General features: G+C 65.7%; 21 protein-coding genes. 6 read left to right on the top strand and 15 right to left on the bottom strand.

The window, feature by feature from the left end; translation table 11 throughout:
• Positions 1–117 precede the first annotated feature (117 nt).
• The 6 genes from LDO86_RS17950 to purU form a co-directional block, all read right to left on the bottom strand.
• Positions 118–1,530: an MFS transporter gene (locus LDO86_RS17950; protein WP_018771783.1), complete on the bottom strand. Its 1,413-nt coding sequence runs from the start codon at positions 1,528–1,530 to the stop codon at positions 118–120.
• Between the two features lie 526 nt (positions 1,531–2,056).
• Positions 2,057–3,388: a molybdopterin molybdotransferase MoeA gene (locus LDO86_RS17945; RefSeq protein WP_018771782.1), complete on the bottom strand. Its 1,332-nt coding sequence runs from the start codon at positions 3,386–3,388 to the stop codon at positions 2,057–2,059.
• Positions 3,389–3,545: 157 nt separating this feature from the next.
• A complete protein-coding gene (locus LDO86_RS17940; RefSeq protein WP_018771781.1) occupies positions 3,546–4,451 on the bottom strand; it encodes a bifunctional 5,10-methylenetetrahydrofolate dehydrogenase/5,10-methenyltetrahydrofolate cyclohydrolase in 906 nt (301 codons plus the stop codon).
• Positions 4,448–5,074, bottom strand: coding sequence for a cyclodeaminase/cyclohydrolase family protein (locus LDO86_RS17935; protein ID WP_018771780.1), 627 nt, complete (start codon positions 5,072–5,074; stop codon positions 4,448–4,450). The genes LDO86_RS17940 and LDO86_RS17935 overlap by 4 nt, the downstream gene beginning before the upstream one ends.
• 4 nt (positions 5,075–5,078) lie before the next feature.
• Complete coding sequence (locus LDO86_RS17930; RefSeq protein ID WP_018771779.1) at positions 5,079–7,571, bottom strand: FAD-dependent oxidoreductase; 2,493 nt, start codon at positions 7,569–7,571, stop codon at positions 5,079–5,081.
• A 49-nt stretch (positions 7,572–7,620) separates the two neighbouring features.
• A complete protein-coding gene (purU, locus tag LDO86_RS17925; protein WP_018771778.1) occupies positions 7,621–8,526 on the bottom strand; it encodes a formyltetrahydrofolate deformylase in 906 nt (301 codons plus the stop codon).
• Between the two features lie 122 nt (positions 8,527–8,648).
• Between purU and LDO86_RS17920 the strand changes: the two genes are divergently transcribed.
• Positions 8,649–9,329 carry a GntR family transcriptional regulator gene (locus tag LDO86_RS17920; protein WP_018771777.1) on the top strand — a complete coding sequence of 227 codons (681 nt, stop codon included), beginning with the start codon at positions 8,649–8,651 and terminating at the stop codon, positions 9,327–9,329.
• A 132-nt stretch (positions 9,330–9,461) separates the two neighbouring features.
• The gene (locus tag LDO86_RS17915) at positions 9,462–9,743 is read left to right on the top strand and encodes a hypothetical protein (protein WP_018771776.1); all 282 of its coding nucleotides are present in this window, start codon (positions 9,462–9,464) and stop codon (positions 9,741–9,743) included.
• Between the two features lie 28 nt (positions 9,744–9,771).
• Here LDO86_RS17915 and LDO86_RS17910 read toward each other — a convergent pair whose 3' ends face one another.
• The gene (locus LDO86_RS17910; RefSeq protein ID WP_018771775.1) at positions 9,772–11,088 is read right to left on the bottom strand and encodes a response regulator transcription factor family protein; all 1,317 of its coding nucleotides are present in this window, start codon (positions 11,086–11,088) and stop codon (positions 9,772–9,774) included.
• A 130-nt stretch (positions 11,089–11,218) separates the two neighbouring features.
• On the opposite strand from LDO86_RS17910, the gene hxlB reads away from it, so the two are divergent.
• The 3 genes from hxlB to LDO86_RS17895 all read left to right on the top strand — a co-directional run bounded on the left by hxlB (position 11,219) and on the right by LDO86_RS17895 (position 13,576).
• Positions 11,219–11,818, top strand: a complete 600-nt coding sequence (gene hxlB / locus LDO86_RS17905) for a 6-phospho-3-hexuloisomerase (RefSeq protein ID WP_018771774.1) — start codon at positions 11,219–11,221, stop codon at positions 11,816–11,818.
• A 54-nt stretch (positions 11,819–11,872) separates the two neighbouring features.
• Positions 11,873–12,496 (top strand): 3-hexulose-6-phosphate synthase, encoded by a 624-nt coding sequence (gene hxlA, locus LDO86_RS17900; protein WP_018771773.1) that lies wholly within the window; start codon positions 11,873–11,875, stop codon positions 12,494–12,496.
• Between the two features lie 102 nt (positions 12,497–12,598).
• Positions 12,599–13,576 (top strand): glucose-6-phosphate dehydrogenase assembly protein OpcA, encoded by a 978-nt coding sequence (locus LDO86_RS17895; RefSeq protein WP_051081453.1) that lies wholly within the window; start codon positions 12,599–12,601, stop codon positions 13,574–13,576.
• Positions 13,577–13,641: 65 nt separating this feature from the next.
• Here the strand turns inward: LDO86_RS17895 and LDO86_RS17890 are convergent, their stop codons facing one another.
• The 8 genes from LDO86_RS17890 to LDO86_RS17855 all read right to left on the bottom strand — a co-directional run bounded on the left by LDO86_RS17890 (position 13,642) and on the right by LDO86_RS17855 (position 21,685).
• Positions 13,642–15,561, bottom strand: coding sequence for a BCCT family transporter (locus LDO86_RS17890; RefSeq protein ID WP_043425550.1), 1,920 nt, complete (start codon positions 15,559–15,561; stop codon positions 13,642–13,644).
• Positions 15,562–15,948: 387 nt separating this feature from the next.
• A complete protein-coding gene (locus tag LDO86_RS17885) occupies positions 15,949–16,758 on the bottom strand; it encodes an IclR family transcriptional regulator (RefSeq protein WP_018771770.1) in 810 nt (269 codons plus the stop codon).
• 81 nt (positions 16,759–16,839) lie between these two features.
• The gene (uraH, locus tag LDO86_RS17880; RefSeq protein ID WP_018771769.1) at positions 16,840–17,178 is read right to left on the bottom strand and encodes a hydroxyisourate hydrolase; all 339 of its coding nucleotides are present in this window, start codon (positions 17,176–17,178) and stop codon (positions 16,840–16,842) included.
• On the bottom strand, positions 17,175–17,672 hold the full coding sequence (uraD, locus tag LDO86_RS17875; protein WP_026266152.1) for a 2-oxo-4-hydroxy-4-carboxy-5-ureidoimidazoline decarboxylase: 498 nt from the start codon (positions 17,670–17,672) through the stop codon (positions 17,175–17,177). The genes uraH and uraD overlap by 4 nt, the downstream gene beginning before the upstream one ends.
• A 195-nt stretch (positions 17,673–17,867) precedes the next feature.
• On the bottom strand, positions 17,868–18,293 hold the full coding sequence (locus tag LDO86_RS17870; RefSeq protein WP_018771767.1) for an ATP-binding protein: 426 nt from the start codon (positions 18,291–18,293) through the stop codon (positions 17,868–17,870).
• A complete protein-coding gene (locus tag LDO86_RS17865; protein ID WP_018771766.1) occupies positions 18,286–18,618 on the bottom strand; it encodes an STAS domain-containing protein in 333 nt (110 codons plus the stop codon). Before LDO86_RS17865 ends, LDO86_RS17870 begins: the two co-directional genes overlap by 8 nt.
• Positions 18,618–20,576: a glycosyltransferase gene (locus tag LDO86_RS17860; protein WP_018771765.1), complete on the bottom strand. Its 1,959-nt coding sequence runs from the start codon at positions 20,574–20,576 to the stop codon at positions 18,618–18,620. Before LDO86_RS17860 ends, LDO86_RS17865 begins: the two co-directional genes overlap by 1 nt.
• The gene (locus LDO86_RS17855) at positions 20,573–21,685 is read right to left on the bottom strand and encodes a SpoIIE family protein phosphatase (protein ID WP_224084131.1); all 1,113 of its coding nucleotides are present in this window, start codon (positions 21,683–21,685) and stop codon (positions 20,573–20,575) included. Before LDO86_RS17855 ends, LDO86_RS17860 begins: the two co-directional genes overlap by 4 nt.
• Positions 21,686–21,930: 245 nt before the next feature.
• On the opposite strand from LDO86_RS17855, the gene LDO86_RS17850 reads away from it, so the two are divergent.
• On the top strand, positions 21,931–22,212 hold the full coding sequence (locus LDO86_RS17850) for a hypothetical protein (protein WP_026266151.1): 282 nt from the start codon (positions 21,931–21,933) through the stop codon (positions 22,210–22,212).
• The last annotated feature ends 66 nt before the right edge of the window (positions 22,213–22,278 follow it).

Below are 22,278 nucleotides of genomic sequence, written 5' to 3'. Positions count from 1 at the left end.
CGGGGATGGGCGGTGCTGTGATCACAGGCGGCAAAGAGGCCCCCGCCGCTGGTGCGGCGAAGGCCTCTTTGGTGCAGCTCCGGTTATCCGGCGGCGTGTGTCCGTGCGGTCCCGGTGTCAGTGGGAGAAGTCTGCTGAAATCTCGGCGAGGGTGCGCCCTTTCGTCTCAGGCGCGAGCCATTGCGAGAGGACTGCGCCGAGTAATGCGACGGCGGCGGCTACGACCATGGTTGCGCCCATGCCGATGTTGGCGATCGCCCATGGCAGGGCGAAGGTGCCGAGTGCGGCTCCAATCCGGCTGAAGGACGCGGCGAAGCCCATACCGACGCCGCGCAGGTGGCCGGGGAATACCTCGGCCGGATAGACCTGGGTCATCGTGGTGTAGCCGGCATTGAAGTAGGAGAAGGCGAGAAACAGGACGAGCACGAGGATCGCTGGTGCGTTCCCCCATACTCCGATGACCAGCAGGATGCCCGCGCAGAGCCACTGCCCGGGCACAGTGAGGATTCGGCGGCCGAGCTTGTCAATCAGAAGTACGCTGGTGACAACGCCCGCGACTGCAAGTGCGGACAGGCCGACTCCACCGGCCCAGCCGCCGCCGAAGCCGAATTGGTTGAGTACCTCGTCGGCGAAGGTCGCGATCGCGAAGTACGGAGTGACCGCGCAGAACCAAAAACCTGCAGTGAAGACAGTGGCGCGCCAGTACTGCCTCGAGAACAGCATTCCGAAGGAGGCGTTCTTGATTTTGGTCCCACTCTCCGCGGCTTGGGCCTCCTGGAGCATCCTCAGATCCATCTCTCCGGTTATGCTGTCGTGCATCTGCGGCGATTCGACATATCGGTGTGCGATCTCGAGTGCTTCCTTGTGCCGTCCCTTAGTAATGAGCCAGCTCGGCGATTCGGGGAGGCCCATGCGGGCGAGGAACAGAACGAATGCCAGTATCGTGCTCGTGCCGAGTACTAGGCGCCATGGGGTGCCGGCGTCGTGCAGGAGCGTGCCGATGATGAATGCCATCATGAAACCGACGTACCAGGCGATCAGGGTCAGCCCGAGCAACCGCCCGCGGAGCTTGGGTGGGGAGAACTCTGACAGCAGTGGCCCACCGATTGAGTACTCGCCGCCGATCGCGACGCCCATCATGAATCGGATGATGGCCAGCTGGATCACGGCGCCGTCTCCAGAGGTTACGAAGAATTGGGCTCCTGAGGCGACCAGGAACAGGCCCATGTCCACCAGGAACATTGGCTTGCGTCCGAACTTGTCAGTAGCCCAGCCAGCCAGCGGGGAGCCGATGAAGATACCAGCCAGCGGGCCTGCAGCGATCATGCCCAGCGATAGTGCGTCGAGCTGGAGATCTGACCGCATGGATCCGGTGACCGGGCCGATGATTCCGAGGATGTAACCGTCGAGGAACATCCCGCCTATGAAGACCGCTACAAGCCGCATCATGAAGCGGCGCTTGAACTTGGAGCTGGTCTCTTTTGATGAGGAGGTGTCGACGGGGGCCGTCGTCTTGGTTGGATTGATCATTGAGATTCGTTCCCTTCCGGCTTCAGCGCAAACCGCTGAAGGTGCCAGAGCGCTGTTTCCTGGACCCACGGACAGGCTTCGGCGTCGTTCCCCGGTTCCGGCGCCCCGCGCTGCTTTGATCGATGGTGCTGCCATCCCTGATAGTCATAGACTTCCTTTGGTGATCTGGCGCTGCCGCATGGATACTGGCAGCGTTGTGCGGCCGATGCACGGGCCAGGGCCCCTTTCGGATCGGCCATCATGAATTCGTTCGTCTGTTCCCCAAAGTCATCACGGGTGGAGCCGGGGGACGGGAGGAGCGTATCCGGGCGTGCCTCGTTCCGTGATGATCAACAACCTTCGCTGTATGCAACAAAATCGTGCGCTAGCTCACATTCAATGTCAAGAGTGTGACCCCCTAAAGGCAAAGTGTGTAGGCGCTCCTGCTGGGGACTCCGGGTCACGCCAAAGGCCCTGACCGCTGGGACAGGGAGACCTCTGCCATATCGAGTGCCTGGTGAGGGGGTAAACAGGGCAAACCTGTGCGTCAGGGTGGGATGGTGGCCTCCGCTCCGGGTGTCCTTGTGGTTTCTGGTGCTGCCCACGGAAGCGGGAGCACGGGAACGGGTCCCCCGGAATCAACACCCTGGGGTGGAACGGCCATGACCGCGTCCGCCCAGGCAAGCCCGCGCATCATGCCGGGCCCGGTGTGCTGGACTGGGAACGCAAGGCCGGACAGGAACCGGCAGGGGACCAAGCGTGTCCTTCCCGGATCGCCCTCGAGGTCGCAGCCGGACATCACGAGCTGCAACGGAGGCAGCTGCGCGCCCCCAAGCGAGGCCATCAGCGGTGCGCCCAGGGTGAGGAGGGCCATCATGGCCGCCAGGGGATTGCCGGGCAGGCCAATGACGAACCGGCCTCCGGGAAGCGCGGCGAGCACTGCCGGGTGCCCGGGACGCATCGCGACGCCGTCCACCAGCAACTGCCCGCCCATGGCGTCGACGGCGGCACGGAAATGGTCGGTGCCGGATTTTCCGGTGCCGCCGGTGGTGATGAGCACGTCTGCGTGCCCGCCATGGGGCATCACCGGGTTCTCCAGGGCAGCCAGCCAATCGCTGAACGAGTCACCGATTCTTTGCGGGCTGTCCGCAACACCGCCGAGCAGGGAAACCACGTGTCCGAGCTGCGGGCCAAAGGTGTCCCGGACCTGTCCCGGGCCCGGAATTCCCTGCGTCACCACTTCGGCGCCGGTGAGTACGACGGCGGCAGCGGGCCGGGCGCGGACCTGGACGGTGTCGTGCCCTGCCGCCGCAGCCAGGGCCACGTGCGCGGGATTAAGGACGGTGCCGGCAGGGATGAGTACGTCCCCTGACCGGGCTTCCTGCCCGGCAGGGCGGATGTGTTGGCCGCTGCACGGCTCACCGGGCTTCGCATCGGCACGCAGCGCCAGGATGTGGTTGCCGTTGGGGTCCCGCACGGCCAGGCCGCTTTCCTTGCGTAGGACGGCGTCGGCGCCGTGCGGTACCAGACCGCCGGTGGCAATCACGGCGGCACTGTTTGCAGGCAGGAATCTGTTGCCTGCAGGCACCGGGGATCCATGCTGGCCGGCTCCGGCCAGCAGCCATGGACCAGGCCCGTTCACGGCCCAACCGTCCATGGCGGACGAGGCATAATGCGGGAGGTCCTGGAGGGCGGTGACATCCCGGCTCAGCGTGCGTCCATTGGCTTCAGCGAGCGGGACTGCCACGGGCGGGAGCGGACCGGCGGAACCGAAGGCCACATGGCGCGCTTCGGACCACGGTATGCACCCGCGTTCCGGGACGGGACCCGGCGCAGCCGTGCTCCTGGAAACGGTGGCTGTCAATCCATTGGCAGGCATCCGGGGCCCCTCCTTTTTAAGTCACCGGCACCATGCCGGTTGCGGGGTCCCGTTTTCCGAAAACGGTGCTTCGATGAGGAATACCTCCCCAGGTCTTAGGCCCATCGAAGCACCTTTCACGGAAAACGGGACGCCCGTTGCTAACGCTGTGCCTTTCCTAGCCCGCGGCTTCCAGGACCTGGGACTCCAGGGGCCCGGCCGCCAGCGGCAGGGAAGACACTTGCCTGCGTGCAGCCTCCACGGTGTGAAGCAGCAGCAATGCCGTGGTCACTGAGCCCACGCCGCCGGGAACCGGGGTGAGCGCCGCTGCCGTCCCGGTGACGCCGGCTTCGTCCACGTCACCCACCAGCGAGCCGTCGGGAAGGACGTTCGTGCCGACGTCGACCACTACCGTCCGGGAGGAGACATGGCTACCGGTCAGCAGGCCGGCGCGTCCGGCGGCGACCACCACGACGTCGGCATCCTTCGTGTAGCGCTCAAGAGGGCCCGACCTGGAATGGCAGACCGTCACGGCGGCATCGCGTGCCAGCAGCAGGAGGGACAGTGGCTTGCCCACCACGGCGGACCGGCCCACGACCACCACGCCCTTGCCCGCCAGGGGAACCTGGTAATGATCCAGGATTTCGACGACGGAGCGCGCGGTGGCGGGCGCAAAGGCCGGCTGCCCCACGGCAAGGCGACCCAGGCTCAACGGATTTGCGCCGTCAATGTCCTTTTCCGGGGCGATAAGGCCCACCAGGTTGTCCGTCCGGACACCGGGCGGCAGTGGAGTTTGCAGGATGATGCCGTTCACGGACGGTTCGGCGCTCAGGTCCCGCAGGACGCTGGCCAGCACCGGTTCCGTTGCGTCATGGCCCAGGTCGATGATCCGGCAACCCACTCCTGCCCGCTCCGCTGCCCGCTCGATGGAGCGGACGTACCAGTGCGTTGACTCATCGGCGGTCGCCATGACCACCGCCACGACCGGGCGGACGCCGTCCAGTTCAAGCGACCGGACCTGCTCCTGCACTTCCTTGTGGAACAAACCGGCCAAAGGCTTTCCGGAAAGTACTGCGGTGCTCAACCAAGGATCCTTTCCCGCACGCGGGCCGAGAGGGCCTCAGCCGCCAGGACTACCTTTTCCTCAATACCGTCCGTCTGCCGAGCAAGCAGCGCGCGTGCCTCCGGGTCCTTGACCGCCACGACGTTGATGTCGATGTTGACGCGCGCGGTGGCGGCAGCTGCGCGGGCGGCATCGGCAGCCGCTGCCACGTCGCTGATGACGTTCGCGTTGGCCACGTCGAACAGCTCCGTGGCGAGGTCCACGATGTCGCCTGAGACCTTGATGAGCTTGGCGGGTGTCTGTGCAGCCTGGATGAGTGCCGACTGGATCCCGGCCGCGCGCGCGGCCTTGGACTCATCCGTGTCGGACGGCAGCCTGTAGGAGTCGATGACTGCCTGGAAGGCCTGTTCGTCCGCGTCGGCCAGGCGCAGTGCCTCGGTAATGAGATTGTCTGCTGCCTGGGTAATGCGCTGCACCTGGGGTGCGTGCTGTTCGTACCTGGCGCCTGTGGTGTAACGCGCCACCATGGCCACCAGGGCTGCACCCTGGGCCGCATGCAGGGCAGCGGCTGCACCGCCGCCCGGCGTGGGCTGTTTTGCGGCCAGGCGCGTGAGGTAGCTGCTGACTGTCTCTGAGCTGATCATGGCACTACCCGCGGAGCCGGGTCATGGTGGGGTCGTACAGCGGGTCCTGGGTCACCGTGGCAACGATCCGGCGTCCGAAGTACTCGATCTCCACGGAGTCGCCGATCGAAACTTCGGCGGGCAGGTAGGAATAGGCGATCGGTTTCCTGACCGTGTAGCCGTAGGCGCCGCTGGTCACGTAGCCAACTGCCTGGTCCTTGTAGAACACCGGTTCCTTGCCGAGCACCAGGCTGCGGCCGTCGTCGACAGTGAGGCAGCGCAGACGCCGCGCGGAGTTCTCCTCCGTGCGGCCTTCCAGGGCCGCCTTGCCGACGAAGTTGTCCTTGGCCATCTTCACCGCGAAGCCCAGGCCGGCCTCGAAGGGGTCGTGCTCGGTGGTCATGTCCGTGCCCCAGGAGCGGTAGCCCTTTTCCAGGCGGAGCGAGCTGAACGCGGCCCGCCCGGCAGCGATGACGCCAAACGGCTGGCCGGCCTTCCACAGTGCATCCCAGAGCCGCTGTCCGTTGTCGGCGCTGGTGTACAGTTCCCAGCCCAGCTCACCGACGTAGGACAGGCGCATGGCGGTAACGGGGACGCCACCGATGACCACTTGCTTGGACCGGAAGTATTTCAGGCCATCGTTGGAGAAGTCATCGCTGCTGACGGTGCTGACGAGGTCGCGGGCGAGCGGGCCCCACAGGCCGATGCAGCAGGTGCCGCCGGTGGTGTCGCGGACCTGGACCCAGTCGTCGGCGCTGCCGCTTGCTGTCTGGTGCCGGGCTGCGCGTTCAAAGTAGGCGGTGTCGATGTTGCCGTTGGCGCCGAGCTGGAAGGTGTCCTCGCTGAGGCGGGCCACGGTGATGTCACTGCGGACCCCGCCCTGCTCGTCCAGCAGCAACGTGTAGGTGACGGCTCCGGGCTTCTTGTTCATTTCCGCGGTGGTCAGTTCCTGCAGCAGCTTCAGGGCGCCCGGTCCGGAGATTTCGAGGCGCTTGAGCGGGGTCATGTCGTACATGGCGACGGCGGTGCGCGTCTTCCATGCCTCGGCCGCGGCAATAGGCGAGCTGAACATGCCGGACCAGGAATCACGGGCCGGCGGCTGCCAGTCTGCGGGCATCTCCTTGAGGAGCTCGGCGTTGGCCTCGAACCAGTAGGGACGTTCCCAGCCGCCGCCTTCCAGGAAGTAGCCGCCCAGCTGCTTGTGCCTGGCATGGAAGGGGCTGACGCGCAGGTTGCGCGGGGAGAGCTTGGGCTGCAGCGGGTGCAGGACGTCGTAGATCTCCACGAAGTTCTGCTGCGAGGTTTCGCTGACGTATTCGGGGGTCAGCTGCACGTCCTCGAAGCGGTGGATGTCGCAGTCGCCCAGGTCGATGGAGGACTTGCCGTCCACCAGGAGTTCGGCCACAGCGCGCGCGATGCCGGCGGAGTGGGTGACCCAGACGGCTTCGGCCACGAAGAAGCCGTCGAGTTCCCTGGACTCGCCAACGAGGGATCCGCCGTCGGGGGTGAAGGAGAAGATGCCGTTGAAGCCGTCCTCGATCTCGCTTTCGCGCAGGGCAGGCAGGATCTGCTTGGTGGCTTCCCACGCGGGGAGGAAGTCCTCGAGGGTGAAGTCCAGCCGGGACGGCATGTTGTGCTCGCTGATCTCATGCGGCTTGAAGCTGCCGAGTTCGTCCAGGTCCACGGGCATGGGCTTGTGGGCGTAGGAGCCGATGCCGTAGCGGTCGCCGTGTTCGCGGTAGTAGAGGTCCTGGTCCTGGTGCCGGAGGATGGGCAGCCGGGCGCCGTTGGGCAGTTCGTTCTTGCCCTGCTGTGCCGGAACCGGGGTGGTCTTGACGTACTGGTGGGCCAGGGGCAGCAGCGGCACGGACATGCCGATCAGCTCGCCCACCTTTGCACCCCAGAAGCCGGCGCAGGAGACCACGATGTCTGCCGGGATCACGCCGTCGGGCGTCTGGACGCCGGTGACCTGCCTGCCGGACTGTTCGATGCCGGTCACAGTGGTGTTGCCCAAGTACTTGACGCCGGCCGCTTCGGTGCGCTTGATCAGCAGCTGCACCGCCCGCGCCGCGCTGGCCAGGCCGTCGCTCGGGACGTGCAGGCCGCCCAGGATGTCCTCATCGTTGATGAGCGGGTAAAGCTCCTTGCATTCTGCCGGGGAAAGAATGGAGCCTTCGATGCCCCATGCCTGCGCATAGCCGAGCTTGCGCTTCAGGTCCGCGAGGCGGGTCTCGGTGGTGGCAACCTCCAGGCCGCCCACCTGGTTGAAGCAGCTGACGCCGTCTTCGGTGAGGGACAGCAGTTTCTCCACGGTGTACTTGGCGAACAGCGCCATGGACTTGGAGGGGTTGGTCTGGAAGACCAGTCCCGGGGCGTGCGAGGTGGAGCCGCCGGGCATGTTGAGGGGTCCCTGGTCCAGGACGGTGATGTTGTTCCAGCCGCGCGCGACGAGTTCATCCGCGAGGTTGGTGCCGACGATGCCGGCTCCGATAATGACAATGCGTGGTGACGATTCCAAGGAAGTCTCTCCTGCTGCTTTACGGGTTGGGTCTGCGGACGAGGGCTGCTTACCGGAACACCACGGTGCTGGTCTGGTCCAGCAGCACGCGGTGCTGGCAGTGCCAGCGGACGGCGCGGGAGAGGGCCAGTGCCTCGGCGTCCTGGCCCACGGTGGACAGCTGCGCCGGGCCGTAGCTGTGGTCCACGCGGATGACTTCCTGCTCGATGATGGGACCCTCATCCAGGTCCGCCGTGACGTAGTGGGCGGTGGCGCCCACCAGCTTGACTCCGCGGTCGTAGGCCTGGTGGTAGGGGCGTGCGCCCTTGAAGCCAGGGAGGAAGGAGTGGTGGATGTTGATGGCCCGGCCCTCCAGCGCCCGGCAGAGATCGTCGGAGAGCACCTGCATGTAACGGGCCAGGACCACGAGGTCGGCCTCGTACTCCTCCACCAGCTCCAGCAGCCTGCGTTCGGCGTCGGCCTTCGTGTCCGGTGTGACGGGGACGTAGATGAAGGGGAGCCCTGCGGCTTCCGCCATTGCACGGTGGGTCTCGTGGTTGGAAACGACCGCTACCAGTTCGCCGCCAAGGCTGCCGCCGCGCCAGCGGAAGATCAGGTCATTCAGGCAGTGCCCGAACTTGGACACCATCACCAGAACGCGCGGCTGGGTCTTGTCGTGGAAGCTGAAACTCATGTCGAACCGGCCTGCAATGGACGCAAATTCTTCCTCGAGCATCGCCGGCGTGTAGTTGGGGGAGCCGGAGAACGCTGTGCGCAGGTGCAGGGTCTCACGCAGGCTGTCATCGAACTGCTGGTGTTCCTCGATGTTGAAGCCACGCTCGAAGAGGAACGTGGTCACGGCCTGCACAATCCCTGCCTGCTCGCGGCAGGACAAGGTCAGCACGAACTTCTGCGCCTGCTCTTCCTTGAGCGCCGGCAGGGTAGCGGTTGCTGAAGCTGTTTCAATGAGGGTCATGTCCCTCCTCCTTCTAGATATATTCAAAAGATGCGGACTGATATATTAGATTGGCTGTCAGCGTATACTGGTCTCGAGGCGAGGTCAATAGTTTTTTTCTTGTTGGGAAGAAGGGGCTCAGCATGGCATTCGAAGCTTTGGCGGTGGCGGACGACGCCGGCAGGAAGTCGCTGGCAGACGTCGCGTACGAGAGCATCCGCGACTGGTTGCTGACCCTTGAAATCAAGCCCGGCGAGCTGCTGAATGACGAGCTCCTTGCCAAGAACCTGGGCGTGGGGCGGACTCCGGTGCGCGAAGCGCTGAAGCGGCTGGAGCTGGACCGGCTGGTGAAGACCTACCCCCGGCGGGGTACCTTCGCCACCAGGGTGGACGTGACCGACCTTTCCTTCATCTCGGAAATCCGGGCCCAGCTCGAGCCCCTTGCTGCCGCACGTGCTGCCCGGGTGGCATCCCCGGCGGTTCGGGACGGGCTGCGTGCCACGCTCGAGAAGGTCGAGGCATTCGATGTTGCCGCAGCAACCGTAACCGAGACGCTGCAGCTGGATGCCCGGGTGCACCAGGGCATTTACGCCGCCGCTGCCAACCCTCACCTGGAGGACATCCTGATCCGCTATGACAACCTGGCAACGCGGATCTGGTGCATGGTCATCGACCGCCTGCCGGACCTGTCCCACCACGTGCGCGAACACCTCGATCTGCTCCGCGCCGTCATTGACGGGGATGAGGAGCGGGCCTCCGAGCTTGCCAAGGCCCACGTGAGTGGATTCGAGCATGCGGTCCGGGAGGCCCTCTTTAAGGCTTAGTCCCGGCCGGTCTGCGCGTCTGTTGACATCGGGTGTGACCTGCACCATACTCTGAATCCAGATTGATATATCAATCAAATATCAGAGTTGGATTCCCATGAGCGGCGATGGCGCCGGCGAACGGAGCGACCAGTGAATTCCCAGGCAACCCTTGAAGCCCCGCGGAGAGCCACCGGCCTTGACCTTCAACAACGTGGCCAGGGCGGCGGCACGTCGAAAAAGGCCCTTGGCCTCCGGACTGACTGGGCGCGCCTGCCTGGCCGCAATGTCGAGGTGTGGCTACTGGGGGAGCGCGTGGCCAGCGGGGTGGTGGACCAGGCTGCGGAGGATGGATCGGTGCTCTGGATAGCCGCCGAGGGCATCAGCACGCGGCGCATCTTCGACAAGCAATCGGGCTACCAGATCTGGGTGTGACTGTTCTTAGCCCTCGACGCTGCAGGTCCTAACGCAGTCCGTGGCTGTGGGCCAGCGCAATGGCTTCGGTCCGCGAAGCCACGCCCAGCTTCCTGAACAGGTTCCGCACGTGGAACTTGACCGTGTTCTCGCTGATGTTGAGCGCGGCGGCTATGCTTCGGTTGCGTTGGCCCGCAGCCAGCAGTTGGAGGACCTCGAGTTCCCGGGCCGCCAGGTTCCAGCCCGAGACGTCTGCCGGAGAAGCAGGCGGGTCCAGGGGCAGCGTGACGGAAATGTCCGCGCCCCACCCCGGCATGAGATCGACTTCCATGCGGCCGTCCAGTGCCTGGACCCTGCGCTGCAGCCGTTCCATGTTCGGGGCGTCAGCCGAGAGTCCGCCCCGTCCGTCGTCCCGGACATTGATCAGCAGGTTTTCGCCGTCGCAGTCCCACTGGGTCCGCACCCTGCGGACTTCCGGTTGCTCCATCATGGCCAACAGCAGCCCGCGCACTATGGCCCGCGCCGCGATGGCTACCTCGCCGGGCAGCGCCCGGCCATTCAAGGGGGGTTCGATGAATTGCACGTCGATCCCACTGAACCGGGTCAGCGGACGCAGATCCTCGCGAAGCCGTTCGAAGGCGGTGGTCACCGGTTCCTTCACCAGTTCTGCCGTCTGGTCATTGTGCGTGCGCAGTTCCACCAGCGCCTTGGCCGCGGCGTCACTGACGGTGGCCCGTGCCGTTGCGTCATCCAGGGAGCCTGACCGTGCGGCCGCCAGGATGGTTTCCAGGGTTGTGGAATGAAGGTCCACCAGCTCGCCCGTGACCCTGATCCGTTCCGCGGATGCTGCCCGTGACTCCAGCAGGTAGGACGGCGGCGCATCCTTCACCTTCTCCTGGATCCGGCGTGCTGCCATTTCCCAGAGATAGGACACGAGGTCCAGGTTCTCCATGTCCCCGGCCTGCTGCCGGCCCCCGGCCGTCCCGGGATAGGTAATGACCAGCAAAGCGTTGCTGGGAGCGTACCTCAGGGCGAAGGCCTGCCGTTGCCTGCCTGCGATTTGTGCCGTTCCCGCCCAAGGCCCCTCAACGGCCACCTGCTCGCGCAGCTGCTGGAGTTCGCTGATCGATACCCGGGCCACCACCTCCCCGTCGCCTGACTTCTTCTGCGGGCGTCCTGTGCATTCCTCGGTGAAGATCACCAGGGCGTCGCCGCCAGTGTAGGGGCGGACAGCTTCGTGCAGCCGTTCGGCAATGGCGGAGAGGGGCGCCTCCGCGATCCGGGCCACCGCGCGGAGCAGGGGCCAGGGCAGGGCGGTTCCGGGGAAGTCCGTAACCAGCCGAACGGGCGGGGTGCTCTCAATCATCTCGACAGATTACGCGAAGAATCCCGTCCTGAACTACCCGAACGGGTGGTTAAAACCATCCCGAATTGGCGTATCACCTACCCGCCCGTCTCGGCACGATGGATGCCAGATACACGATGAAGGAGGAGATATGGACTCAACCGTTCTGACCGCTCCCGCGGTGGAAGCAACCGGCGCGGCCATCACGGGCAATATCTCCCTGGTGTTAAGGGAGATCGCAGACACCGCGGCCCGCATCAGCCCGGACAGGCTGCGCCAGGCGGTCTCGATGCTGGAGAACGCCGACCGCGTCTTTGTGGCCGGGGCAGGCCGCAGCGGCCTGGTGCTGAGGATGGCAGCGATGCGGCTGATGCACCTCGGCCTCGTGGTCCACGTGGCCGGGGACACCACCACCCCCGCCATCCGGAAGGGTGACCTTCTGCTCGTCGCATCGGGCTCCGGCAGCACGTCGGGGATCGTGAAGGCCGCCGAGACCGCCGCCAAGGCGGGGGCCCGGATCGTCGCCTTCACTGCCAACCCCGGTTCGGCACTCGCAGGACTGGCTGACGCCGTCGTGCTGCTCCCGGCCCAGCAAAAGACCGACCACGGCTCGGGCGTCTCCCGCCAGTACTCCGGGAGCCTCTTCGAACAGGTGCTCTTCGTGGCAACGGAGGCGGTGTTCCAAACACTCTGGGACAACGCCGACGTCCCCGCCGAGCAGTTGTGGCTGCGCCACGCCAACCTCGAATAGACCTTTCCCGACTTTCCAGTCCTTTGGACAAAACCCCAACAGAAAGAAGAAGCAATGAAACTTCAGGTAGCCATTGACCTCCTCACCGTCGAGGACGCCCTCGAGCTGGCCGGCAAGGTCGCTGAATACGTGGACATCATCGAACTGGGCACGCCCCTCATCAAGGCTGCGGGCCTCTCCGCCGTTACGGCCATCAAGGAAGCCCACCCGGACAAGCTGGTTTTCGCCGACATGAAGACCATGGACGCCGGCGAACTCGAAGCCGACATCGCCTTCAAGGCGGGCGCCGACCTGGTCACCGTGCTCGGCTCCGCCGATGACTCCACGATCGCGGGCGCCGTCAAGGCCGCAAAGGCACACAGCAAGGGCGTCGTCGTTGACCTGATCGGCATCGCGGACAAGGCCACCCGGGCCAGGGAAGTGCGCGCCCTGGGTGCGAAGTTCGTCGAGATGCACGCGGGCCTGGACGAGCAGGCAAAGCCCGGCTTCGACCTGACTGGACTGCTCCGCGCGGGCGAAGAATCGCAGGTGCCCTTCTCCGTGGCAGGCGGCGTGAACGTCAGCACCATCGCAGCCGTCCAGGCCGCAGGAGCCGACGTGGCGGTGGCCGGCGGCGCCATCTACGGCGCCGCAGATCCGGCTCTGGCCGCCAAGGAACTCCAGGCTGCCATCAACTAGGCCCTGGCATACGGCGGCGGCTCCACCTGGACCGGGGTGGGGCCGCCGCTGTGCCATGCCCTCATCGAGCCCATTCCGTGGCGGACGAACCTGGAGAAGGCCATGATCGTTAACCTGCCCGACACCACCACCTCGAAGGTGTCCAAGAAACTCATGGCCCTGCGCGAGCAGGGCGGCGTGATCGCGCTGGGCCGGGTCCTGACCCTGGTGGTCGTGACCAAGTCCGGGATCGAGGAAGAAGCGATCGAGGCCGCGAACGACGCCAGCCGGGAACACCCCTGCCGGATCATCGTCCTCGCCGACGCCGGGAAGGACGCCGGGGACCGGCTCGACGCGCAGATCCGGGTGGGCGGGGACGCCGGCGCCTCGGAAGTGATCGTGCTGCGCGGCTATGGCCAACTGGCCCACGAGTCCGGGTCCCTGATGGCCGCGCTGCTGCTTCCGGACGCCCCGATCGTGGCCTGGTGGCCGCACGGCGCCCCCGCGAACGCGTGCGAGACCTCCATCGGCGCGATCGCGCACCGCCGGATCACCGACTCCGCGAACGAACCCGACCCCCAGGCCGCACTGGAACGGATCCACCGCACCTACAAGGCCGGCGACACCGACCTCGCCTGGACCCGACTGACCAACTGGCGGATCCAGCTCGCAGCAGCCCTGGACCAGGTCGACCCATCCTTGGTGCTTGCCGCCGAGGTGGAGGGCGCCCCGGATTCCCCCAGCCCGCTGCTGATGGCTGCCTGGCTCAACGACGCGCTGGACGTACCTGTGAACAAGGTTGCAGGACCGGCAGGATCAGGCCTTGGCCGAGTGAGCCTCACGCTGGCCGACGGTCGGATTCAGCTTCTCCGCCCCGGAGGCTTCGTCGCCGAACTCACCCAACCCGGCCAACCCGTCCAGCGGATCCCGCTCCCACGCCGCAGCCTCAGCGAATGCCTCGCCGAAGAACTCCGCCGCCTCCAGCCGGACCCTGTTTTCGGTGAGGTGCTGGCCACCGTGGGGCGTTTGTGCGCGGACAGGCAAGTGCAGCCGGTGCCTGAGGCCGGTTACCAGCTGCAGGGTTGCATGGTGGTGGCCTAGCCGCAGGGCCGTTAAAGGATTTGGCCCCGGCGCATGATGCGCCGGGGCCAAATTCGGGTGTTTACCTAACGTGTGGCTGCCTTCTCCAGATCCTGCCCGTTGCCCGGGCACCTCTGGCCATCGGCGCACTCTTCTGCGCACTCGTGCTTTGTCACAAGGTCGAACTGCGCGCCCCGGTGTTGCTCCACGCCCGCCCGGATAGCCCGTTCCACCACAGAGTCCGCCAGCCGGCGGCGCAGGGAAAGGGGGTCCCTGCGCAGGTCCTTGGTGATGGCGAAACAAAGCAACAGCATGACGATCACGAAGGGCAGGGCAGCGACGATGGTGATCCGCTGCAGGCCCGACAACGCTTCGGAGGGCTGGTCACCGCCGGCCAAAAGCATGACGGCGGCCACGGCGCCGGTGAGGGCGCCCCAGAAGATGACCAGGGCACGCTTGGGGTCGGAGCTGCCGTTGGAGCTCAGCGACGCCATGATCAGGGAGGCGGAATCAGCACCGGTAATGAAGAAGATTGCCACCAGGACCATGGCCAGGACAATTACGGCCGCAATCATCCACTCCGGCAGGGGGAGGTTCTTCACCAGGTTGAACAGGGCGCCGTCAAAATCGATGGTTGCCTTGCCGTCGGTGACGGTCATCAGGCCCGGCGTGCCGGCTTTGTCAGCTTCCTGCTGGATGTGGAAGGCCGTACCGCCGAAGATGCCAAACCAGATGACGCTGACAATGCTGGGGACCAGCAGTACGCCGGTGACGAACTGCCGGATGGTCCGGCCGCGGCTGATCCTGGCGATGAACATGCCCACGAAGGGCGTCCAGGAAATCCACCAGGCCCAATAGAAGATGGTCCAGCCGGACATCCAGGTCCGCAGCGCCTCGTCGCCAACGGCCTCGGTGCGGGAGGACATTTCGGCCAGGTCGCGCAGATAGTCGCCCACCGCCGAGGGGATGAGGTTGAGGATGAAAAGAGTGGGGCCCGCCACGAAGACGATGGCGGCGAGGACCACTGCAAGGACCATGTTGACGTTGGACAGCCACTGGATTCCACGGCTGATGCCGGACACGGCGGAGGCGATGAAGCACGCTGTCAGGATGGCCACGATGGCCACGAGCACGGGTGTTCCGATCTCGCCTGTCCAGCCGTTCGAGGTGAAGCCGCTGCCGATCTGCAGGGCGCCAAGACCCAGTGACGCGGCGGTACCGAAGAGGGTGGCGAAGATGGCCAGGATGTTGATGACCTTGCCCACCGGCCCCTCAACGGTCCTGATGCCGAACAACGAGGTGAAGGCGGCGGAGATCAGTTGCCTGCGTCCCAGCCGGTAGGTGCCATAGGCCATGGCAATGCCCACCACCGCATACATGGCCCAGGGGTGCAGGGTCCAGTGGAAAATCGAGGTGGCCATGGCAGTCTGGATGGCTGCCGGGGTGCGCCCGTCAACCGTTCCGGGCGGGGGAGAAACGAAGTGGTACAGCGGCTCGGCCACCCCATAGAACATCAGGCCGATGCCCATTCCGGCGGCGAACATCATGGCGATCCATGACACCGTGCGGAATTCGGGTTTTTCACCGTCCTTGCCCAGCGGAATGTTGCCGAACTTGCCCATGGCCAGCCACAGGACAAACACGACGAACAGGGACGCCAGGACCATGAAGAGCCAGCCGGTGTATTCCATGACCCAGTCCAGGGCGTCCTTGGAAGTGGTGGCCAGGCTGTCCTTGTCGGCAAATCCCCACACCACGAAGGCAAGGGCAATGGCGCCGGTGATGCCGAACGTGGCCTTGTCCAGCGTCAGCTTCCGGTCGCGGCGCTGGGAGACGGCCTGCTCCCTGTTACTCAGCCGCAGTTCGGCCAGAATCTGCTTGTGTTCGTTGACGGCGGGAAGGGCGGCTGTCGATTCCTCTTGGTCGGTGTCCAGAGGCTCGGGGGGAGCGCCATCTGAAGGCGGCACTTTTGGCTTGGCGGAGGTTAGATCACTATTAATGGCCATGAAAGCGGGTCCTTTGGCTAGTCCATGGGCTTGCGTTTAGTGCTGGGAATCGGGCAGAGCAATCCGGGGGTGAATTGCCGCGTGGCCGTTCGCCAGCGGTGGCAGGGCCTTGAGCCCCATGGGGGAGGTGTTCCGCAAAGATCAACAGAGTTCGCGCTAAGCAACAAGAGTGCTGTACGTCACTTTGAAAGTCAAGGATGCCAGGCAGCGTGAACCTCTTGGGGCGCATTGTGTCGCCGGACCGAGCTGTTGCATAGTGCGCTTGCTGTTGCGCTCTAGCGCCCGGGGGTTAGTGCACCGGCAGTGGCTCCCGCATAAGCGAAAGGGCAGGCCAACTGTTTGGGGACACAACAATGGCCCCGGGCACTGCCCGGGGCCATTGTTGTGTCATTTCCGCGTGTACCCCATATTGGCGCTGACCTGGAGCCCGGCTTCCTTGAGCGATTCGAGCAGGCCGGGAATCTTCTCGGGGTCGAACCGGAAGGCCGGGCCGGAGATGCTGAGGGCGCCAATCACGGTGCCCTGGTGGTTGTAGACCGGCACCGCCACGGCATTCAGGCCGATCTCGAACTCCTCGCGTACCACGGCGTACCCCTTGGCGGCTACCTCGAGCAGCTGTGCGTCCAGTTCCTTGCGGCTGGTGATGGTCCGGGCAGTCCGGGCAGCAAGGCCCGTCTCCTTGAGGATACGGTCCCGGTCGTCCGCCTCCAGGGCAGCCAGGAGGACTTTGCCGCTGGACGTGGCGTGCAGCGGGGTGAGGCTCCCCACCCAGTCGTAGGTGGCCAGGGTGGACGGGCCCATGGCCTGGTCCACATTCACCGCGTAGTTCGAGCGCAGGACCGCGAGGTTGACGGTTTCCTTGAATTCGTCGGCCAGGCTTTCCAGGACGGGCCGTGCCTCGCGGACCAGGCTGAGCCGCCCGGGGATGGAACTGGCCAGGCGCAGGATTCCAAAACCGAGCTGGTACTTGCCCCGCTCGCTGTTCTGGTGCACCATCTCGCGGGTCACCAGCGATCCCATCAGCCGGGAGACGGTGGACTTGTGGATCCCCATCTCCTCGGCTATTTCGCTCACGCCCGCGTGCCCTTCCCGGGCGAGGATCTCCAGGACGGTCAGGGCGCGCTCCACGGACTGCACGCCGCCGGACTGGCCGCCTTCGGCATCGGTATCGGATTCAGGGTCTCTATTCGAAGCCATACTTCCTGATCCTATGCCGGAAACTGTGACGGCGGTGACATTGGGTTAACGCGCTTGACACCCGGGCGCCCCCAGGCCGGCCTAGCTGCCGCGGTAGGTGGAGTACGCGAACGGGCTCAGGAGCAAAGGAACGTGGTAATGCTCCGGGCCGGTGACTTCGAAGACCAGGTCCACTTCAGGGAAGAACGTCGCGGTCTGCAGGCCGGCGTAGTACGTGCCCGTGGCGAAGTTCAACTTGTAGTGCCCGGGCTCCAGCTGTTCAGGCCCCAGGTCCTTCGCCCGGCCGTCGGCGTCCGTGCTGGAGGTGGCCAGCTCGCGCCAGGTACCGCCGTCGTTCTTCAAAAGGACGACGGCGACCCCCGCCGCCGGGCGCCCGGCGCCGGTGTCGAGGATGTGGGTGGTCACGTGGGAAACGCTCATTCGCTGATCAGTCCTTCAAGCCGCAGTACGGCGATTTCGCGCAGCTGCTGGGCCACGATGGTGTCTTCCTCCTGCGGGGAATTGCCGAGCCGCTGGTTCAGGGCCTGCAGGATTTCCGGAGCGGTGCGTCCGGCGGCCCGGATCAGGAAGACGCGGCCGAACTTCTCCTCGTACTCGCGGTTCCCCCGGGCCAGGGCTTCTGCTGCCGCAGCATCGGCCGGATCCACCCCGGCCTGCTCGGAACGGGACATGGACGCCTCGGTGCTGGCCGCCGTCGGACGTTCCCCGATCCTGGGGTGGTGGGCCATGGCGGCGTCAACCTCCGCAGGAGTGAAGGGGTTGGCTGCCTGGGCGGCGAACTCCAGCAGCTGTTCCCGGCTGGCGAACGGCCGGGCTGCTGCCACCGCCTCCACCCAGCGGCTGACGTCGATGCAGGGCCGGAGGGTGGCCTGGGCCGCGGCGGAGCTGGCGGCGTTGAATTCGGCAAGCTTCATGCTGGCGTATTCCTCGATGGTCATGCTGGCATCCATGGTGACGGCTATGCGGATGCCGGAGAACCCGGCGCCTGTTCGGGGATTTCCCCAAACAAGGCTTCCGCATCATGGAACTGTTATTTCAGCATACGTAATATTCAAGAACAGCCGCGTGGCCGTGTCAAGCGGCGGCGCGCAGCTCCAGCAGGGGCAGTCCTAATCCTGGGAGGACGTCCTGGAAAGGACCCAGGTGTTGGTGGCACCCTGGCGCTCGAAGGTCACCGTGGTGACCAGCGCCTCGATCAGCGCCAGGCCGCGGCCCGACTCGGCGTCGTCGCCGGGCGTGGCCGGCTCCATGGGGCCGTACGGTGGCTTGGCGTTGTAGGCACTCACCCGGGCCTGCAGCAGCGTGGGCTGCACGGTGGTCTCCACCCCCAGTTCCACCTCCCGGTCCCCGGCCGGCCTTGCGTGCTGGACGATGTTGGAGGCGGACTCGATGACTGCGGTGGTAAACGTCATCTGGTCCATGTCGTTGACGAACGGAACGTCCAGCCAGAGGCTGTCCAGGTCGTTGTGGACCGCTTCGATGGCGTCCTCGGCAGCAGGTCCCCGGAAGCTGCGCGAGGCCAGGACCTCAGTCATTGCCGAACGCCTCTTCGGCTGTGGCATACGCCGTAAGGACCTTGTCCATGCTGGTGAGCTTCAGGACCATGTTCACCTGGGGCTGCACCGCCGCGATCCGCAGGTCGCCGCCGGCCTGGCGGGCCGCCTTGAGGCAGCCGATCAGCGCGCCCAGCCCGGAGGAATCCATGAAGGCGGTGTTTTCCAGGTTCACCACGATCCGGTTGGACCCGCCGGCAATGACATCCGTGACGAACTCGCGCAGCTTGGGCGCGGAGACCATGTTGAGCCGCCCGTCCGCCTTGACTTCCGCGTACGAATCTTTGACCTCGTAACTGAACTCCATCAGGGTTCCTCTCTGTTTGCAGGTTCTGCGGCCGGTTCGTACCCCTTGTAGAGCACGGCGCGGACCAGGATGCTCATGACCACCAGGTCGAAAACCACCCAGACAACATTGACCAGGGTGCCCAGCGGTTCCGCCAGCCCGGCGGCAAGGCGGATGATTCCGACGACGGCGGCGACGGCAAGCAGGATGGACACCACGATCTGGGGCCGGATGAGGCTCCAGCTGGGTCCGCCGCTTTGGCGCGCCTTGGGGGTGACCGCGAACCCAAGGGGACGGCCGAACCACACGTTACGGGCCGCCGTCGTGCATGCCTTGATCCAGGTGGGGAACAGCGCCAGGCTGTACTGCTGCCCGCGCCAGGTGGGGATTCCGCGGCCGGCCACGGCGAACAGCAGCTGGTTGACCACCATGAACGGGATGAAGCGGATGAAGAAGTCCCAGCTCAGGCTGCTGACCGGCAGGATGCCCAGCAGCAGGTAGATGATGGGGGCCGCGAAGTAGATGACCGCGGCGAACCCGCTGAGGTAGGTCCACATGGTGGCGAAGTACATCAGGCGCTGGCCGAGCTTGAGGCCCTTCTGGACCAGCGGGTTTTCGCGGAGCAGCACCTGGATGGTGCCCTGCGCCCAGCGGAGGCGCTGGGTGAGCATGGTCTTCAGGTCCTCCGGCGCCAGGCCGTAGGCCAGGATCTCGTGGTGGTAGACGCTCTCCCAGCCCATGGCGTGCATGCGCATGGCGGTGGCCATGTCCTCGGTGACGGAGATGGTGGCCAGCGGCATTACCGGCTGGGCCTCGTCGCTGCGCTCCACGGTCAGCGCGTCCAGGACGGCCTGGACGGATTCCAGGGCGCCCAGCGGCGACCAGTCACGGGCGGACATGCGCTGGACGGCGTCGTCCGCCACCACCGGGACGCCGGACTCGCCCACGTGGGCCAGTTCCATGGCGGCGATCTCTTCGAGGTCGGCCTGCAGGGCGGCGACGTCGGCCTGGACCAGGGTCTGGACGGCGGCATCCACGCGGCGGCGGACGCGGTACGTGACCTCGCTGAGTGGCCTGCCGGCGTCCACTTCCTCCTGGGCCTCGCGGGTGGCTGCCTCCACTTCGTCGAGGACCTCGGCCACCAGGGGAGAGTCCACGTCCGCCGACTTGCGGGCCTGCTTGATGGCTGCCCGGGATGCGGCCAGGGCACGGCGGATACTCTTCTCGGTCTCCTTGACGTAGCCCACCAGGCCCAGCTGCATCAGGGCCTCGCGGCGAAGGATGGCGTTGGAGCCGCAGAAGAAGGCGGCATTCCAGCCGTCCTTGCCCTGCTGGATGGGACCGTAAAACAGGGGCGCCTGGCTGCCTAGCGGATCATCGGCCGGCACATTGCTGAAGTATTGGGGGGTTTGGACCAGGGCCACCCGGCGGTTGTTGAAGTAGCCCAGGGTCTTTTCCAGGATGTCCGGCTCCGGGATCTGGTCCGCGTCCAGGATCAGCAGGAACTCGCCGTGGGTCACCATGAGGGCGTTATTCAGGTTCCCGGCCTTGGCGTGGCGGGGGAGGTCCTTGGTCCAGTCCTCGCTGCGGGTGACGTAGCCCAGGCCATGCTGTTCGGCCAGGGCCTTGAGCTCGGGCCGGGCGCCGTCGTCCAGGATCCAGGTGCTGTGCGGGTGCCGGATCTTCTGGGCCGCCAGTGCGGTGGTGAGGACCATGTCCAGGTCTTCGTTGTAGGTGGTGATGAAGACGTCCACGGTTGCATCGTGCGGCGGCGCGGGAGCGCCCTTGCGGATTCTCAGTTTCCATACGGTCATGCCGAAGAGCATGACGTCGATGAGGCTGTAGGTTTCGGCCACCACCAACGGCAGGGCGATCCACCAGGCGTCCCAGTTGAGGGACGCCATCCAGCGCCACGCGATGTAGTTCAGGCCGGTCAGGACGGTCAGGACAACCACCACGCGGGTCCAGAAGCGGATCAAGCCGGCACCTCCACGGGCAGGCGGCGGACCACAACCACCGTGACGTCGTCTTCGGCGGTTTCTGCGGGGGCCAGGGCCAGGATGGAGTTACTGGCTTCCTGCGCCGTACCTGCGGACTGCGTTGCGTGCTGCACTGCCTCGGTGAAGTCCTCCACTGACCCGAACACATCCAACACTCCGTCGCTGACCACAACCAGCGAGTCGCCCGGGGCCAGCTCCAGGCCCGCCTGCGGCCACTGAGTCCCGGGCCAGGCGCCAACCGGTGGTCCGCCGGAGGGGAGGCGGTCCGCCGGTCCGGCCGGCTGGACATGCAGCGCAAGGCCGTGCCCGGCGTCTACATAGCTGACCTTGCCTGATGCCGCGTCCAGGCGGGCATGGAACAGGGTGACAAATGAGTTGGAGGAGTCCAGGTCGGCGGCGATCGCCTTGCTGGCGGCGCCGAACCCGGCGTCGAGGTCCTGCCGCAGGCCCGTGGAACGCATTACTGCGCGGACTGTTGCCGCGATCAGCGCCGCCCCCATGCCTTTGCCCATGGCATCGGCGAAAGTGAGGTGGAGCCCGTCCGGCGTCTGGTACCAATCGTAGAAGTCGCCGCCCACGCTTTGGGACGGGCGGAAGAGGCCCGCCACGTCGTAACCGTCAACCCGGATGTATTCCTTGGGCAGGAGGCTTTGCTGCACTTCGGTGGCGCGTTCCAGCTCGCCCCGGGCGGCGGACTCCGCCGCGGCTGAGGGCCGGCGCCGGAACAGTGCATTGATCCGGGACTGCAGTTCCCGGGGGCTGAACGGCTTGCTGATGTATTCGTCGGCGCCGTTGTCCAGGCCGGTCAGCTTGTCGAGTTCGTCCGCACGGGCGGTGAGCATCACGATGAACGCGTCCGAGAACTCGCGAAGGAGCTTGCAGACCTCCAGCCCGTCAAGGTCCGGCAGGTTCAGGTCCAGGGTTACCAGGTCCGGCCTGGTGCGGCGGACTTCCTCCACCCCCGGGAGCCCTGCCCCGGCCTGGGTGACGTCGAAACCCTGCTTCACCAGGACGCGGACCAGGAGCCCGCGGATGTCGGGGTCGTCTTCGATGACCACGGCACGGCGGGTTTCGGGGGGAGAGACCATAGCTCTACTTCTACAGTATTAAGGCGCACGGGGCATGTCTTAGGCTCCACAGTTTCCGGTGACTTCGCTGACAGAAACGTTGTGTGCGGCCCCCTCAGCAGATCTTGCGGAAATCTTGGCATCTGCTTGCCGGGACGTTGAGGAACGGACGTCACACTCGAAGGAACGCAGCAGCGTGCAGGCGGAAAAGCCCGACGACGGGCCACGCGGCGGGCTGCATGGTTTGCGGAGAGCGGGGAAGCAGCATGGAACAAGTCAAAAAGAGGGGAGCGGACAAGGCCAAGGCATTGCTTCGCCTCTATTTCCACTCACGAAAAGTGCGGGCAGCGGCCAGGGAACTGGAGAACGCGCTGGCCGAATCGCGGCAAGTTTCCAGCTGGCCCGGAGACCGGCTCCCCGTGGGGGAGGAGATGTCCCGGCACGTGGAGAAACTGACCCGCCGGCTCAAGCTCGAGACCGAGGCGCACCACAGGCTGGGAATCCTTTTCAAGACTGCGGGTGGAGGGCATTCCGTAGCGGCGCTCTAGGTGCCACACTTAGCAGCAATCGATTGGCTGGGGATAGTCAGGAGATTGCTGTGAGTTTGTTTGTCG

Origin of the sequence: Arthrobacter sp. StoSoilB19 (assembly GCF_019977275.1) — a bacterium.
GTDB lineage: Bacteria > Actinomycetota > Actinomycetes > Actinomycetales > Micrococcaceae > Arthrobacter.
This window is presented reverse-complemented; position numbering and strand designations above follow the sequence as displayed.

What these genes read in the sequence shown, in the direction of transcription:
- LDO86_RS17950 (WP_018771783.1), bottom strand. Translation starts at nt 1,530, where the DNA reads ATGATCAATCCAACCAAGACGACGGCCCCCGTCGACACCTCCTCATCA.
- LDO86_RS17945 (WP_018771782.1), bottom strand. Translation starts at nt 3,388, where the DNA reads ATGCCTGCCAATGGATTGACAGCCACCGTTTCCAGGAGCACGGCTGCG.
- LDO86_RS17935 (WP_018771780.1), bottom strand. Translation starts at nt 5,074, where the DNA reads ATGATCAGCTCAGAGACAGTCAGCAGCTACCTCACGCGCCTGGCCGCA.
- purU (WP_018771778.1), bottom strand. Translation starts at nt 8,526, where the DNA reads ATGACCCTCATTGAAACAGCTTCAGCAACCGCTACCCTGCCGGCGCTC.
- LDO86_RS17920 (WP_018771777.1), top strand. Translation starts at nt 8,649, where the DNA reads ATGGCATTCGAAGCTTTGGCGGTGGCGGACGACGCCGGCAGGAAGTCG.
- LDO86_RS17910 (WP_018771775.1), bottom strand. Translation starts at nt 11,088, where the DNA reads ATGATTGAGAGCACCCCGCCCGTTCGGCTGGTTACGGACTTCCCCGGA.
- hxlB (WP_018771774.1), top strand. Translation starts at nt 11,219, where the DNA reads ATGGACTCAACCGTTCTGACCGCTCCCGCGGTGGAAGCAACCGGCGCG.
- hxlA (WP_018771773.1), top strand. Translation starts at nt 11,873, where the DNA reads ATGAAACTTCAGGTAGCCATTGACCTCCTCACCGTCGAGGACGCCCTC.
- LDO86_RS17895 (WP_051081453.1), top strand. Translation starts at nt 12,599, where the DNA reads ATGATCGTTAACCTGCCCGACACCACCACCTCGAAGGTGTCCAAGAAA.
- LDO86_RS17890 (WP_043425550.1), bottom strand. Translation starts at nt 15,561, where the DNA reads ATGGCCATTAATAGTGATCTAACCTCCGCCAAGCCAAAAGTGCCGCCT.
- LDO86_RS17885 (WP_018771770.1), bottom strand. Translation starts at nt 16,758, where the DNA reads ATGGCTTCGAATAGAGACCCTGAATCCGATACCGATGCCGAAGGCGGC.
- uraH (WP_018771769.1), bottom strand. Translation starts at nt 17,178, where the DNA reads ATGAGCGTTTCCCACGTGACCACCCACATCCTCGACACCGGCGCCGGG.
- uraD (WP_026266152.1), bottom strand. Translation starts at nt 17,672, where the DNA reads ATGAAGCTTGCCGAATTCAACGCCGCCAGCTCCGCCGCGGCCCAGGCC.
- LDO86_RS17870 (WP_018771767.1), bottom strand. Translation starts at nt 18,293, where the DNA reads ATGACTGAGGTCCTGGCCTCGCGCAGCTTCCGGGGACCTGCTGCCGAG.
- LDO86_RS17865 (WP_018771766.1), bottom strand. Translation starts at nt 18,618, where the DNA reads ATGGAGTTCAGTTACGAGGTCAAAGATTCGTACGCGGAAGTCAAGGCG.
- LDO86_RS17855 (WP_224084131.1), bottom strand. Translation starts at nt 21,685, where the DNA reads ATGGTCTCTCCCCCCGAAACCCGCCGTGCCGTGGTCATCGAAGACGAC.
- LDO86_RS17850 (WP_026266151.1), top strand. Translation starts at nt 21,931, where the DNA reads ATGGAACAAGTCAAAAAGAGGGGAGCGGACAAGGCCAAGGCATTGCTT.